Origin of the sequence: Pseudomonas retamae, assembly GCF_043496865.1 — a bacterium.
In the GTDB taxonomy this organism is placed as follows: domain Bacteria; phylum Pseudomonadota; class Gammaproteobacteria; order Pseudomonadales; family Pseudomonadaceae; genus Aquipseudomonas; species Aquipseudomonas retamae.
The window spans coordinates 224609-239156 of record NZ_JBIEIL010000007.1; the positions used below are offsets into that span (position 1 = coordinate 224609).

Here is a 14548-nt window from a genome sequence, read left to right on the forward strand (position 1 = left end):
ACGTCCGTTCGCCAGGCGAGCGGGCGTTTTTTTATTGATCGCGCGAGCGGGGCACAGGATTTCGCATCACTGGCTACAAATGGCCCTGTTGATCGAAGTGATAGCGCTGCAGGTCGCGCGCCAGAATCAATTCCCCGTTGTACAGCGCTGCCGCCTCGCTGCGCACGTCTTCGATTGACGGATGTTGCGCCGGGTTGGCCTGGTAGCGTGCGCTGAAGTGCGTCAGCACCAGGTTGCGCACGCCCACCGCTTCGGCAAAACCGGCGACCGCTGCGGCGCTGCTATGGCCGTAGCTGGCGCGGGTCTTATCGATGGCCGCTTGGATGAACGTCGCCTCGTGCACCAGAACATCGGCTGAGGCGGCAACCTCCGCCAGCAGTTCCGGGCGGTCGTTGTCGCCACAGACAATGATGCGTTGCGGCGGGCGCGCCCGGAGCAAATAGTCCTGCGCGCGCAGCCAGCGCCCGTCGTGCAGCACATCCTGGCCATGGGCCAGTTCACCCCACAGCGGACCGCGTTCGATGCCTTCAGCGTCAAGGCGTTGCACATCCAGACGCGGCGCCGGATCGGCTTCGGTGAACACATAACCGTGACACGGCACGCGGTGCGACAACTCGACAGTGCTGACCTCGACGTTGCCGTTGCGCCAGTGATCCAGCGACTCGACCGCGTGCAGATGGATTTCGAACGGCAGGTGCGATTGCGTCACGCTGAGGCTGAGCGTCAGCCACGTATGCAGGGCTGCCGGCAGGATGATATCCAGCGGTCGCGTCCGCCCGGACATCCCGGTGCTTGCCAGCAAACCGGGCAAGCCAAGGCAATGGTCAGCGTGCACATGCGTGATGAAAATGCCCCGCAGTTCGCTCAGTGACAACGGCGTGCGCAGGATTTGATGCTGCGTGCCTTCACCACAATCGATCAGATACCAGCCTCGGCCCGACGCCTCGATCAATGCCGTGGCGCTGACATTGCGCTCACGGGTCGGCACGCCGGCAGAGGTGCCCAGAAACAACAAGTCCACGATAGTGTTCTCTCGCAATCATCAGTTGAAACGCAAATGACGGAATGGCCATGGGTCGTCGTCATCGACCGGCGCTTGCGTCCGGGAGTTCCGCTCTCGCAGCGGTGGCCAGTCGTTGTATGCGCTGTTACTCAAACCCCAAAGTCAAAAGCCCCTCACCCTAGCCCTCTCCCGGAGGGAGAGGGGACTGACCGAGTTGAATGAACGAGGTTCGCCGGCCTGCGATACCGAGTCGTACTCCAGTTCTGAACTGTCCACAAATCGGCTCCCTCTCCTAGGGGAGAGGGCTGGGGTGAGGGGAGGCCTCACCACCTCACTAAAACCGAACACCCGAACTCGCAGCAATGAACAACCAACCCACCAAAAAAATCGAACGCTAACCCAACCATAACGTCCATCGCCATAAGCCCCCCAAAAAACCGGAGAACCCAATGACCCATTACCCAATGGACGAAACCGATTCAGACCACCGCTACCGCCAGTTTGCCCAGGCCTTGGGGCTGGACGCCGACGAGGTCGAACTGTGGGTCAGCGCCATCGAGGAAGACGGCAGCGGCATGGGCTACGTCGTGCGCTTTTCCGACGAAACCCCGGTCGATGTCCTCGCCAAGGTCCAGGGGCTGGGTGACGACATGACCATTAACGTTGGTCCCATCGACTGACAGCGCCGCCGCTCAAGGCTTGCTCGGCGCAGTCAATTTCCCGGCCGAAGGCTTGAGTTTTTCCTGCAGAGCCTTCGCCGTCTGCGCTTGCTTTTCGATGCCTGGTAGCGCCGATTTCGCGAAGGCCTTGAGCTGCGGGTTTTCCGAAGACATCGCCTCTTTCTTGAACAGCATGACCTTCTGCTCGAGGGTCTCGGCCTGGCTGTCGATGTAGGTGCGATCGAACGATTCATCGCGTGATTCAAGGCGCAGTTGCTTGGCTTTTCCGGCTGTCGAAGGTTCGGCTGGAACGTCCATCTTCAAGGTTTGCCCGAGTTGTTGCAGTTTCGGGTAGAACCGATCGTGGTCGGCGATCTGGTTTTTGGCAAACTCGCGAACTTCGGGCAGGGCGCTGTTTTCCATGGCGATGCGCGAGGCGTTGTTCTGGAACAGGCTCTGTTGCGCCGCCTCTTCGACGAAGGCGTTGAGTGTGACGGCGTAACACAGGGCGATGGTCTGCAGGCTCAGGACCAGTGTGGCGAGGGTTTTTACTGCGAGCTTGTTCATGTCCGGCCAACCTCCGGGTCACGTTCTTTATCCGCAGGGCCGGGGGTTACGCGGGCGCCTTGTTGGTGGTCGTTGGTTTCGCGGCGTACGCGTTGATCGTCGGTCAGGCCGTCGGCTTCGGTGCCTGGCGTGATAGGGCCCTGGGTGGGTTTTTCATCGGTCATGGGTGGATTCCTGAATGGTTTGATTCGGGTGTGGCGGCGGTCACTGAGCGGGTGTAGGCCGCGGTGGCGATTTCGATCAGGGTGTTGCGTTCGGGGGCGTTGATGATGCCGCGGCTGCGGTAGTCGTCGGCGAGTCGGAGCAGTTCGTCGTAGCGGTCTTCGGGGGCGCTGAAGGTGCTGGTGTTGGTCAGCAGGTCGTGCCATTGGGTGTAGGCGAGCATTTTGGTTTCGTTGTACATGGTGGTTTTCCTCGGCCCTTTGTTGGGTAGAGGAGGGGGCTTGGCGGGGTGTTCCGTGGGGGCGACGTACGGTTGGTTCTGGTTGTTTTGGGTGTTTGGTTTTGGGTGAATATCCGTTGCTGCGGTCACGGCGGCTTAGGGTTCCGCCCTTACGGCGGGTCACCTTTTTCAAACGCCAAAAAGGTAACCCAAAACGCTTGCTCCTGCGTTCGGCCCTCGCAGGCTCGGGTCCCTTCGCTCCGGGACCGATCCGGGCGCAGCGGCTACGGTTTGCTTCGCTGCACCTACGTCCGCTGTGTCTGGCTACGCCAGACGGTCGCTGCGCTCCCACGCCCGGATCGATTCCTCCACTCAGCCTTCCGACGTCGCCGGTGACGCAAGATCAAGATCAAGAGCACGCGAGCTAACGCTCATTGTTGAGTGGTTAGAAGCGGGTGGTTGGCTTGGGATTGGTGGTGGATTTGCCCCTCACCCCAGCCCTCTCCCGAGGGAGAGGGAGCCGATTTTGGTTGGAGTTGAAATTTGCAACTCGGTATCGAGCGTTGGCGCATTAGTCTAAACAACTCGGTCAGTCCCCTCTCCCTCCGGGAGAGGGCTAGGGTGAGGGGCCTTTGATCTTGATCTGAAATCGCCAGATCAAGCCTGATCCACCGTCGCGGCAAACCCCTGATCTTCCCCCAGAAACCCGCCGCTTTGATGCTGCCACAACCTGGCATAAATCCCGTTTCTGGCCAGCAGTTCCGCGTGTGTTCCTTGTTCGATGATGCGGCCTTCGTCCATGACGATGAGGCGGTCCATGGCGGCGATGGTGGAGAGGCGGTGGGCGATGGCGATGACGGTTTTGCCTTGCATCATTTCATCGAGGCTTTCCTGGATGGCGACTTCGACTTCGGAGTCGAGGGCGCTGGTGGCTTCGTCGAGCAGCAGGATCGGGGCGTTTTTCAGCATGACGCGGGCGATGGCGATGCGTTGGCGCTGGCCGCCGGAGAGTTTGATGCCGCGCTCGCCGACCAGGGTGTCGTAGCCGCTGTGGCCCTGGCGGTCGCTCAACTGGTTGATGAAGCCGTCGGCCTGGGCGTTGGCGGCGGCGCGGTGGATGTCTGCGTCGCTGGCGTCGGGGCGGCCGTAGGCGATGTTGTCGCGGATTGAGCGGTGCAGCAGCGAGGTGTCCTGGGTGACCATGCCGATGGCGCTGCGCAGGCTGTCCTGGGTCACTTCGGCGATGTTCTGGCCGTCGATGCGGATCTGCCCGCTGTCGACGTCGTAGAAGCGCAGCAGCAGGTTGATCAGCGTCGATTTGCCGGCGCCGGAGCGACCGACCAGGCCGATTTTTTCGCCGGCGCGAATGTGCAGGCTCAAACCGTCGAGCACCTGGCGTTCGCCGTTGTAGTTGAAGCTGACGTTGTCGAATGTCACCGCGCCGCCGGCAGGTACCAGCACGCTGGCGTTCGCTGCGTCCTGGACTTTCGGACCGCGGGTGAGGGTGGCCATGCCGTCCTGCACGGTGCCGATGTTTTCGAACAGCGAGGTCATCTGCCACATGATCCAGTGCGACATGCCGTTGATGCGCAAGGCCATGGCGGTGATCGCCGCGACCGCACCGGCACCGACCTGGCCCTGGTGCCAGAGCCACAGGGCGTAGCCGCCGGCGCCGATGATCAGCCCGACCACCAGCGCCTGGTTGACGATTTCGAACTGGCTGACCAGACGCATCTGGCGAAACCCGGTGAGCTTGAAATCTTCCATTGCCGCGCGGGCGAAATGCGCTTCGCGTTTGGAGTGCGAGAACAGTTTCACCGTGGTGATGTTGGTGTAGGCGTCGGCGATGCGCCCGGTCATCGATGAGCGTGCATCGGCTTGTTCCTGGCCGACTTTGCCCAGACGTGGCACGAAGTACACCATCGCCAGTGCGAACAGCGCGACCCAGGCAATGAACGGTAGCATCAGCTTCAGGGCGAAGCCGCCAGCGAGGGCGATGATGGCGATGAAGTACACGCCGATGCCGGGGGCGATTTCGATCAGGGTGAACAGCACTTCGCGCACCGCGAGCGCGGTTTGCATGACCTTGGTGGTGACCCGCCCGGAGAATTCATCGGAGAAGAACGACAGGCTTTGCCGCAGCATCAAGCGGTGAAAATCCCAGCGCAGGCGCAGCGGCAGGTTGATCGCGAGGATCTGGTGCTGAACCATCGTGCGCAACGCGACCAGCACGATGCTCACCAGCAGGACGATGCCGATGCCCCACAGCACGCGGCTTTCCTCGGCACTGACGCCGCCACCGGTCTGCCAGGTCGAGAGCAGATCGACGACCTGACCGAGGAAGGAAAACAGCCACGCTTCGTAAATCGACACGCCGGCACTGAGCAGGGCCAGCGCGAGGATGTAACCGCGCGCGCCGCGGGTGCACGCCCACAGAAAACGCGTCAGGCCAACCGGCGGTGGCGGCAGTTCGTCAGGCGGGAAGGGGTCGAGTCTTCGTTCAAACACGCGAAGCATTGCGCTCTCCGAAAAGGATCAAGGTCGGGGGATTCTGCCATTTAACGGCGCCCTTGAGGGTTTGCCGGTCAATGTCAGGTCACCTGAACTGACCCTGAAACGGAGCCGCAGTGCCAATTGATTGCTCATGCCGACGCTGCTGCTCGGGGCGTCGGAGGCAAAAAATCCCCTGATACTCAGTGCTGGCGATGCACCACCGACTCGATCGCCTGCAACAAGGCGTCTTCTTCGAACGGTTTGCTCAGGCAATGTACCGCGTGATAGTGGCCGGATTCGGCCAGAGTCGCCTCATCCCAATGGGCCGACATGCAGATCACCGGGAAGCGCTGGGAGCGGCGTTGCAGTTCACGCATGACGTCGATGCCGGACAGGCCGGGCATGCGCAAATCCAGGAGAAGACAGGCGATTTCGTCGAAACGCTGTTCGGCAAGAAAGGCTTCGCCGCTGCCATAGACTTGCGCGTGATACCCCACCGAGCGCAGCAGATTGTGCAGGCTTTTGCGCACCGAAGCATCGTCGTCGACGATGCAGACAATGGTCGCGTGACTACTGTCGGCCGTTGCAGGACGGTCAGTGGCGCTGTTCACGACAGGCTCGATGGGCCGGGTGGCCGCGCGCTGCTGATCAGCCCGTAGAGTTCAACGAGGTTGACCAGCGAGCGCGTCTGCATCTTCGCCATGATGTGTTTGCGATGGACCTTGGCCGTGACTTCACTGGTGCCCAGCTGGTTGGCAATCTGCTTGTTGGCAAGACCGGCGACAATCAGCGGCAATACTTCACGCTCGCGCGGGGTCAGCAGCGCGGCCAGTTGCAGGGCCTGTTGCACGCGCTGCCATTGCTCGTACGCAGTCGCCGCGTGTTGGCGGGTGGTGTGCAGAGTATCGAGCAGTTCATCGTCGTTGAACGGTTTGGTCAGAAACTCCACTGCCCCGGCTTTCATGGCCTGCACCGACATCGGGATGGTGCCGTGCCCGGTCATGAAGATCACTGGCCACGGGTGGCCGCGCTCGGTGAGCGTCGTCTGCAGTTGCAATCCGCTTGCGTCAGGCAGGCTGACATCGAGCAGCAGGCACGCCGGCCCGTTTTCCAGAGGCGCGTCGAGCAGTTCTTCGGCGCTGGCGAACAGGCGGTGTTCGATGCCTTCGGCCCGCAGCAATCGGCTCAGGGCCGTGCGCACACGCGCCTCGTCATCGACGATCAACACCGGCACCGATTGCGCATCGACCGGCGGCTGTTGTGGCGCCCTCGGCACAGGCGCGGCCATCGCAGTGAAGGCGGGCGGTTTGGGTTCGCGGTCTTTCAATAATCGGTAACCTCGACGGGCGACCGTCTGAATGATTTCTTTGGCCCCGAGCAGCTTGCGCAGCGCGGAAATCTGCACCTGCAGGTTGTTTTCCTCAACGACAATATCGGGCCAGACCTGATTGATCAGTTCGTCCTTGCTGACAATCCGGCCGTCGGCCTGCATCAGAACCGAGAGCACTTCAAACGCGCGGCCGCCGACACGCAATGGCCGGCCATCAAGAAAGGCTTCGCGCCGCTCCAGTGAAATCGTGGCCTGGCCGAGTCGGATCATGCTTGCCTCTGCGCTGTGGTGAAAATGAATGGCGGGGCGCCGGTTCATGAGACCGGTACGCTAGGTGAGCGCCCGGCATAAAGCAATTATCCCGAGGGATAACAGCCGCGGTTTCCAGCCTGTTTATCCGCAACGGCAGGCTCTGGACGGCCATTCTGGGGCTGCAGGCGGACAGCCGCGCGACGACTGGCCCCTTGACCAGAACCGTTGCGTATACTCGCGGATCGGCCCTGAAACCAGTCTCCAGTGGTGATTCCAATGCCCGGCACGCCTTCTGCCAGCCCCGTGTCTTGTCCGTCCCCAGCCCTGCTGCATGACGAAGCGTGGCTGGACAGTTGCCGGTTCAGCCTGTGGCGCCGCGACAACGAACTGACCTGGTACAGCCTCGAAGATGGCCGCACGCTCAAGCGCTGGTTCGCCGTGCGCGCACCGATTCAGCGCCCGACTGTGTGCAAGCGCCTGGAGCGCGATTTCCATCTGCATCTGCCTGCCGAGTGGGTGATTGCCCCGGTTGCACAGATCCGCTCGGCCGACGGCCCGCTGTTGGTGTATCCCGCGTGGGGTGAGTCGCTGGCGGAGTTGATCAGCGACGCCGGCCTGGCGCTGGATCGGTTTCTGCACATTGCCGTGGCGGCGGCCAACGCACTGGCGCTGACTGGCCAGGCTGGCGTTCGCCGCGTCGGTCTGCTGCCATGGCACCTGATGGTCGGTGCCGACGACTCGGTCAGGTTGATGGGCGTGCACACCGCCGCGCCCGATCTGCCGAACAGCGAACTGCCGGTTATCGAACACTGGCCTTATCTGGCGCCGGAGCAGGTGCAGCATGACGTCGCGGCGAACGATGAACGCAGCGACGTGTACGCCTTGTCGGCCATCCTCTATCAAGTGCTCACCGGTCGCACGCCGCTGACGGCCCGCGACCCGACGCAGTGGCGGCATGTACACGCCGCCGTCCAGCCGCCATCGCCCGACGTGTATGTAAAAGATTTGCCGCAAGGGCTTTGCCAGGTCTTGCTCAAAGGCTTGGCAAAAGAACCGGACGCACGCTATCAGAGCCTTGAGTCGCTGGCGGCGGATCTGGCCTGGTGCCTGCGCCAGTGGCGTGAGCACGGGCGGATCGACGCGTTTCGCCTGGGCGCGTTCGACGCGCTGACGAAAACCACCCGTGGCGAGTTGCTGTTCGGTCGCGAGGCGGAGAGTGCGCAATTGCTCGAACAGATTCAGCGCGTGCGCAGCGACGGCATCGCCCGGGTTTTGTTGATCGCTGGCGCGCCGGGGGCGGGCAAGTCGACGCTGATTCATCAGAGTATCCGTGGGCAGGCGCCGGGTTACTGGGCCAGCGGCAAGCTCAACCTGTTGCACAACGACATTCCTTTTGCGCCGCTGGCGCAGGTTTTTCGTTCGTTGGTCACGCAGTTGCTCGGCAAACCGGCGCTGGAAATGCAGGCACTCAGCGAGCAATTGACCGAAGTGCTAAAGGGGCGTGGCCGCCTGCTGGTGGAGCTGGTGCCCGAGGCCGAATTGCTCATCGGCGTCACCGCAGAACTGCCCAACATGCCGGCCCGTCATGCACTCGATCGCGCCAGTCGCACTCTGCTCGATGTGCTGCAGGTGTTCGCTCAGCCGGGGCGTCCGCTGGTGCTGTTTATCGATGATGTGCAATGGGCCGACGATTCGACCCAGGCCTTTCTGAAGGCCTTCATTGCGCGCCCGCCGCGGCATCTGTTGCTAATCCTGGCTTATCGCGACGATGAAACTGCGGTGCTGGGCGGCGAGGGCGGATTGCTCGACGAGTTGTGCCGTGAGTCGGCGTTGCCGGCGTCGCGTATCGAGGTGGGGCCGATGTCGGTGCAGGCGGTCGCGCAATTGATTGCGGCCGAGCTGGACGCGGAGGTCGACAACATCGAAGCGCTGGCCGAAGTCGTGCATTTCAAGACTGCCGGCAATCCGTTGTTTGTCAGTCAGGTGTCGCGGGCGTTGATGGATGAGCGGCTGCTGCATTTCGATGCCGTGCAGCATCGCTGGACATGGACGCCCGGCGCGCTGGCCGGCTATCGCTACGCCGATAACGTCGCCGACCTGATGGTGCAGCGCTTGCAGCGCCTGCCCGCGTCGGCGCGAGAGGTGTTGCGCTGTGCTGGCTATGTTGGTGGTCGCTGTGACGAAGCGCTGTTGCAGCGTTTGCTGTCGGACGATCCGCCGCAACTGGCCCGTGACGTCGAGTTTCTGGTCAACGGCGGATTTCTGCTGCGCGAAAACCACCAACTGCTGTTCCCGCACGACCGCGTGCTCGAGGCAGCGGCGCAACTGCCCGCGCTGATCGGTCGTGCCGCCGAGCACGCACGCATCGCAGCGGTGATGCTCGATGAGTGGTGCGAGGAGGTCGATCAACACGTCTTCGAAATCGCCAGCCAGATTCAACGTATCGACACCGACACTCTCGAAAGCCATCGCCGCGCCGATTTCATCAAAGTGCTGGTCCTGGCTGCCGAGCGCGCGCGCGACACTGCCGCTGTCGATCAAGCCCTGGATTATCTGCTGATTGCCGAGCGCCTGCTCGGTGCCAGTGGCTGGACGCAGCTGTACCCGCAGGCCTTCGCCAGTCGCTGGCTGGCCGCCGAGTGCGTGATGCTGTTGGCGGATCTGCCCAGCGCCCAGCAACGTCTCGACGATTGCCTGCATCACGCGGCCACGCCGCTGGACCAGGCGAAAACCTATCGGTTGCGCGCCAGTTTGCGCACGCTGCATTCCGATTATCAGGGCGCGATCAGTGAAGCGCTGAGCGGCTTGGCACTGCTGGACATCTCGCTGCGACGCAAGCCTTCACGGGCGCAGATGACCGAGGCTTTCGAGCGCGTTCGCGAGTTGCGCGGTACGCGTCGGATCGCCGACCTGAGCGCACTGCCGCCGGCGGATGATCCGCGTATCGAAGCGGCCATGGAACTGCTCAGCACGCTGATTGCCTCGTTCTTCGTCAAGGACGACATCTCCTTTGTGCACCTGGCGAAGATGGTCGAGCTCACGCTGCTGCATGGCACCACGCCCAGCAGTGGCTACGGATTCGCCTGGTTCGGGGTGATGATCGCCGATCGATATGGCGAGTACGTCGACGGTCAGGCCTATGCCGAACTGGCGCTGGAACTCACCGATCTGCATGGCTATGAAGCCGGGCGCACGGGCACGCTGGTGGCGCTCGATCAGGTCAGTCCATGGACCCGGCCACTGGCGTATGCCCGACAAAAAGCTTTCGCCGCGTTCGAATGCGGGCAGGCGGGCGGCGACCTCGGCATGTCGTGTTACGCCTGCAACCACATCGCCTCTGATCTGCTATTCATGGGCGAGCCGCTGCCCAGTGTGCTGAGCGAACTGGAGCACGGTCTGACCTGGGTCCGCCAGTTTCATTACATCGATATCGAGCGTATTTTGCTGGCGCAGCAGACATTCGCCACGGAGTTGCGCAACGGCCCGGCGCCGCGTGCCGTTGCTGATCTTGCGCGGCTTGAACATGATTGCTTCGGCCCGTTGGACCGCGAACGCGTGTCGCAGCCGACGCTGTTCTGGCGCTGGCTGTACTCGGGCATGTCCGCGTTTTATTTTGGCGACATCGCGTATGCCTTGCGGCGCTTCGAAGAGGCCGGCGCATTGGCCTGGTCGCTGCCGGCGCATATCAACCTGGCCGATTACTACCTGTTTTACAGTCTGGCGCTGGCCAGTGACGAGGCACCGGGCGATGCCAGCGAAAAACTGCAAAAGCTCGAACAGCATCGCCAGCGCTTCCTCCTCTGGGACGAACTCAACCCGTTGACCTTCGCCAACAAATTACTGCTGATCGAAGGTGCGATTGCCCGCGTGCGCGGCGAAGGCCTGGTTGCCATCCGCTGCTTCGACCAGTCGCAGATCGCCGCCGCCGCTGCCGGATTCATTCACGAACAGGCGCTGGCCCACGAGCAACTGGCGCAGATCTGCCTGAGCAGCGGTCTGGTGTCGGGCGCCCATCACCACCTGCGCGTCGCCCGCGACTGCTATGCGCTCTGGGGCGCGCAAGCCAAGGCGCAGCAGTTGCAGGCGCTGCATCCTTTCCTCGCCACTGAACATTCATTGGAAACGGCAACCCCGGTCACCCGCGCACGCCTCGATCTGCAAGTGGGCATCGAGGCCGCCCGCGCGGTGTCGCAGGAAGTGCTGCTCGACCGCTTGGTTGAAACCCTGATGAACCACCTGATGATCCATGCCGGTGCCGATCAGGGTGTGCTGATGCTGGTGACCGACGGCGCACTGCAACCGGCCGCGGCGGCGTTTATCGAGTCTGGCAACGTGCGTGTGACCCAGGCCAACGACCAGCCCCTCGAACACATGGCCCCGGTCTCGGTACTCAACGCAACCATGCGCACACGCACGCCACTGGTGCTCGAAGACGCCAGCCTCCAATGCCCCGAGGCCTACAGCAGCGACCTGCAACCACGGCAGACACGCTCGATGATGTGCCTGCCGTTGCTCAAACAGGGCGCGCTGATCGGGCTGGTGTATCTGGAAAACAGCCTGGTGCCGAAACTGTTCAACGCCGAGCGCCTGACCATGCTGGAAATCCTCGCCTCACAAGCCGCGGTGTCGCTGCAAACGGCGCGGCTCTACGCGCAACTGGTCGAAGACAACCGCCTGCGCGCACAAATGGAGGCCGACTTGCGCAGCTCGCGCGCAGAACTGGCGCGCAACGCGCACCTGAAAATGATGGGCGAACTGTCCGCCTCGATCGCCCACGAAATCAGCCAGCCGCTGCTGGGCATCACCTCCAACGCCTCGGCCAGCCTGCGCTGGCTCAAACGCACCACGCCAGACCTGAACGAAGCCATTCAAGGCCTGGAAGACATCCGCGCCGACAGCGCCCGCGCCAGCGAAATCGTCCAGGCCCTGCGCGCCCTGGCCAAACAGGCCCCACTCAAACGCCTGCCCATCGCGATCGATGAACTGATCAGCGAAGTCATCCAACTGACCACCACCGACCTGCACAACCGCAACGCCACCCTGCAAACCCGCCTCAATGCCGGCTGCAACGTCGCCGTCGACCGGGTACAGATCCAGCAAGTCATCTACAACCTGATCACCAACGCCCTCGAAGCCATCGCCAGCCACGACCGTCCCGGCCAACTGACCCTCGAATCCACACGCCGCGATCAACACGTCCACATCACCCTCCACGACAACGGCCCCGGCATCGCCGAAGCCCAGCGCGAACACATCTTCGACGCCTTCTACACCACCAAAGGCAGCGGCATGGGCATGGGCCTCGCCATCTGCCGTACCGTCATCCACGCCCACGGCGGCACACTCCGAGTGGAAGATAGCGAAGAGGGCGCACGGATTGGATTTACCTTGCCGCTTGGGCTGCCGAGCGACAATTGAAACCCACAACGAAAATCAAAAGCCCCTCACCCTAGCCCTCTCCCGGAGGGAGAGGGGACTGACCGCGTTGGATGCGAGAAATACGCCGGCCTGGGATATCGAGTCGTATGCAAGTCTCAAAGCCAACCAAAATCGGCTCCCTCTCCCTCGGGAGAGGGCTGGGGTGAGGGGAAAATCCACCACAAATCCCAAGCCATGCGCCGCTTCTAACCACTCAACAATGAGCGTTAGCTCGCGTGCCCTTGATCTTGATCTTGCCTGACCAGCGACATCGGAAGGCTGAGTGGAGGGATTGATCCGGGCGTGGGAGCGCAGCGACCGTCTGGCGCAGCCAGACACAGCGGAAGTAGGTGCAGCGCAGCAAACCGTAGCCGCTGCGCCCGGATCGATCCCGGAGCGAAGGAACCCGAGCCTGCGAGGGCCGTACGCCGGAGCAAAGCCTTTTGGTTCCTTTTTGGCGTCTGAAAAAGGGACTCGCCGTAAGGGCGAAACCGCCAGCCGCCACACCCAATAAAACGGATATACACCAAAACAAAAAGAGCCTGGTCGGCCCAAAGGCCGCCACGGCCAAAAAAAAGACCGCAACAAAGCGGCCCAAAGAGGGAGCAAACAAACCAAAATCAAGTACGCAATTCCACCCCCCGCACCGCAACGCCAAAACCCACCGCACCCTCCCAGACCGCCACCCGCTCGCCAACCACCGCAACACGCGCAACATCCAGCCCCATCGCCTGACGCCAAGCCTTTGGGGGCATCCCCACCAGGCGTCCGAACGTACGGGTAAAGTGCGAATGATCAGAAAACCCACACTCATAAACGATTTCGGTAATCGGCATCGGCGTCAGCAACAAACCCTTCGCCTTGTCGATCTTCACCCGCAACATCCACTCCTGCGGCGAGCAGCCTGTGACCAGCTTGAACGCCCGGGAAAAATGACTGCGCGACAGATTGCAATGCTCGGCAATCTCACTGACCCGCAAGCTGCGGCTCAAGTCGCCGAGAATGAACGCCTTGGCGCGGCGTTCCTGCCAGCCGGACAGCGCACCCAATGGACGCGCCAGCGTGCAGGAATAGTCTGAATTCAGCGAATGCGGGGTCATGGCGGCTCTCCTGATCGTTAGGCAAAGTCTGGGCGCCGCCGACATTTAAAGTCCTTAAGCAAACCTGAAAAGTTCTGAAGCCGCGCCGCGCTTCCCGCTCAGACATGAACCGGATAATCGATGTACCCGCGCTCATCGCCACCGAAGAAACTGCTCGGGTCCGGCGTGTTCAGCGACAGGTGCTCGCGGATCCGCCGCGGCAGGTCCGGATTGGCCAGAAAAGGCCGGCCAAACGCGATGATATCGGCACGCCCCGAGCGCAATGCCTGCTCGGCAGACTCGGCGTCGTAACCGCCCGCGAGGATCAGCACGCCTTTCCAGATTCCGCGCAATTGCGCAATGATCGCGTCCCAGCGCGGGTCGAAATTCTCGTCCTTGACCGTGCCGACCATCGCCGGCTCGACCAGGTGCAGATACGCCAGATTCCAGCGATTGAGCGCGTCGACCAGATAGCCAAACGTGTCTTCTGGCGTGTCATCGCCCATGCCCATGAAACGCCCCATTGGCGTCAGGCGTACGCCGACGCGTTCGGCCCCGACTTCGTCGGCCACGGCTGCGACTACTTCGAGCAACAGGCGTGCGCGATTCTTGACGCTGCCGCCGTAGGCGTCGTCGCGCTGGTTGCTGTTGCTGTTGAGGAACTGATCGAGCAGGTAGCCGTTGCCCGCGTGGATCTCGACACCGTCCATCCCGGCACGAATGGCATTGCGCGCCGCGAGGCGATAGTCCTCGACGATGGCGGCGATTTCGGCCGTTTCGAGGGCTCGCGGTACCGGCACATCACCCCAGACGCCATTGCCGTTTTCGTCAACGATGAAAGTCTTGCCGGGCACCGGCAGTGCGCTCGGTGCGACCGGCAGGCCGGCGTCTGGTTGAAAGCTCGGATGCGAGACGCGGCCCACATGCCACAGCTGCATGAAGATCAGCCCGCCAGCGCCATGCACCGCGCTGCTGACTGCACGCCAGGCCTCGACCTGCTCATCGCTGTAAATGCCCGGTGTCCATGCGTAGCCCTGACCCTGGCGGGAGATCTGCGTGGCCTCGGTGATGATCAGCGCCGCACTGGCGCGTTGGCGGTAGTACTCGGCGTTCATTGCGTTCGGCACGTCGCCGGGCTGGCCGGCGCGCGAGCGGGTCAGCGGTGCCATGGCGACGCGATGGGCGAGGGTGTAAGGACCGAGTTCGACGGGTTGGAACAGGCGGCGGGTCATGGGCAACTCCAGATAATTAACGAATGACTTCAAGCGCGACAGCCGGGCTGCGCATGCGGTAGAGCTACGTTAACTGCGCAAGGCTGGGGTGATAATCGGTGGGCGGCGCTACGCTGTTTTGCGCCTGGCGCAA

Annotated in this window: 11 protein-coding genes; 2 read left to right on the plus strand and 9 right to left on the minus strand. The window is 62.5% G+C overall.

Annotated features, from left to right (window positions below; translation table 11 throughout):
- Positions 1–73 precede the first annotated feature (73 nt).
- On the minus strand, positions 74–1021 hold the full coding sequence (locus ACGSLL_RS16025) for a ribonuclease Z (RefSeq protein ID WP_394507048.1): 948 nt from the start codon (positions 1019–1021) through the stop codon (positions 74–76).
- Between the two features lie 431 nt (positions 1022–1452).
- Between ACGSLL_RS16025 and ACGSLL_RS16030 the strand changes: the two genes are divergently transcribed.
- Positions 1453–1683 carry a hypothetical protein gene (locus ACGSLL_RS16030; RefSeq protein WP_394507049.1) on the plus strand — a complete coding sequence of 77 codons (231 nt, stop codon included), beginning with the start codon at positions 1453–1455 and terminating at the stop codon, positions 1681–1683.
- 12 nt (positions 1684–1695) lie between these two features.
- Here ACGSLL_RS16030 and ACGSLL_RS16035 read toward each other — a convergent pair whose 3' ends face one another.
- From ACGSLL_RS16035 to ACGSLL_RS16060, 6 genes are all read right to left on the minus strand, one after another.
- Entirely contained in the window at positions 1696–2229 is a 534-nt protein-coding gene (locus ACGSLL_RS16035) for a DUF4142 domain-containing protein (RefSeq protein WP_394507050.1), read from the minus strand.
- Positions 2226–2393 (minus strand): hypothetical protein, encoded by a 168-nt coding sequence (locus ACGSLL_RS16040; RefSeq protein ID WP_394507051.1) that lies wholly within the window; start codon positions 2391–2393, stop codon positions 2226–2228. Before ACGSLL_RS16040 ends, ACGSLL_RS16035 begins: the two co-directional genes overlap by 4 nt.
- A complete protein-coding gene (locus ACGSLL_RS16045) occupies positions 2390–2632 on the minus strand; it encodes a hypothetical protein (RefSeq protein ID WP_394507052.1) in 243 nt (80 codons plus the stop codon). Before ACGSLL_RS16045 ends, ACGSLL_RS16040 begins: the two co-directional genes overlap by 4 nt.
- Positions 2633–3268: 636 nt before the next feature.
- Positions 3269–5128 carry an ABC transporter ATP-binding protein gene (locus ACGSLL_RS16050; protein ID WP_394507053.1) on the minus strand — a complete coding sequence of 620 codons (1860 nt, stop codon included), beginning with the start codon at positions 5126–5128 and terminating at the stop codon, positions 3269–3271.
- Between the two features lie 176 nt (positions 5129–5304).
- Positions 5305–5715 (minus strand): response regulator transcription factor, encoded by a 411-nt coding sequence (locus ACGSLL_RS16055; protein WP_394507054.1) that lies wholly within the window; start codon positions 5713–5715, stop codon positions 5305–5307.
- Positions 5712–6704 carry a response regulator gene (locus tag ACGSLL_RS16060; RefSeq protein ID WP_394507055.1) on the minus strand — a complete coding sequence of 331 codons (993 nt, stop codon included), beginning with the start codon at positions 6702–6704 and terminating at the stop codon, positions 5712–5714. Before ACGSLL_RS16060 ends, ACGSLL_RS16055 begins: the two co-directional genes overlap by 4 nt.
- 348 nt (positions 6705–7052) lie before the next feature.
- Here ACGSLL_RS16060 and ACGSLL_RS16065 point away from each other — a divergent pair, with 348 nt between their 5' ends.
- Positions 7053–12104 (plus strand): trifunctional serine/threonine-protein kinase/ATP-binding protein/sensor histidine kinase, encoded by a 5052-nt coding sequence (locus tag ACGSLL_RS16065; protein ID WP_394507138.1) that lies wholly within the window; start codon positions 7053–7055, stop codon positions 12102–12104.
- Between the two features lie 620 nt (positions 12105–12724).
- Here ACGSLL_RS16065 and ACGSLL_RS16070 read toward each other — a convergent pair.
- The gene (locus ACGSLL_RS16070) at positions 12725–13204 is read right to left on the minus strand and encodes a helix-turn-helix domain-containing protein (protein WP_394507056.1); all 480 of its coding nucleotides are present in this window, start codon (positions 13202–13204) and stop codon (positions 12725–12727) included.
- Between the two features lie 98 nt (positions 13205–13302).
- On the minus strand, positions 13303–14415 hold the full coding sequence (locus ACGSLL_RS16075; RefSeq protein WP_394507057.1) for an alkene reductase: 1113 nt from the start codon (positions 14413–14415) through the stop codon (positions 13303–13305).
- Between the last annotated feature and the right edge of the window lie 133 nt (positions 14416–14548).

Excerpts from the sequence above, each read along its gene's own strand:
- ACGSLL_RS16030 (WP_394507049.1), top strand. The coding sequence starts at position 1,453 with ATGACCCATTACCCAATGGACGAAACCGATTCAGACCACCGCTACCGC.
- ACGSLL_RS16035 (WP_394507050.1), bottom strand. The coding sequence starts at position 2,229 with ATGAACAAGCTCGCAGTAAAAACCCTCGCCACACTGGTCCTGAGCCTG.
- ACGSLL_RS16040 (WP_394507051.1), bottom strand. The coding sequence starts at position 2,393 with ATGACCGATGAAAAACCCACCCAGGGCCCTATCACGCCAGGCACCGAA.
- ACGSLL_RS16045 (WP_394507052.1), bottom strand. The coding sequence starts at position 2,632 with ATGTACAACGAAACCAAAATGCTCGCCTACACCCAATGGCACGACCTG.
- ACGSLL_RS16050 (WP_394507053.1), bottom strand. The coding sequence starts at position 5,128 with ATGCTTCGCGTGTTTGAACGAAGACTCGACCCCTTCCCGCCTGACGAA.
- ACGSLL_RS16060 (WP_394507055.1), bottom strand. The coding sequence starts at position 6,704 with ATGATCCGACTCGGCCAGGCCACGATTTCACTGGAGCGGCGCGAAGCC.
- ACGSLL_RS16070 (WP_394507056.1), bottom strand. The coding sequence starts at position 13,204 with ATGACCCCGCATTCGCTGAATTCAGACTATTCCTGCACGCTGGCGCGT.
- ACGSLL_RS16075 (WP_394507057.1), bottom strand. The coding sequence starts at position 14,415 with ATGACCCGCCGCCTGTTCCAACCCGTCGAACTCGGTCCTTACACCCTC.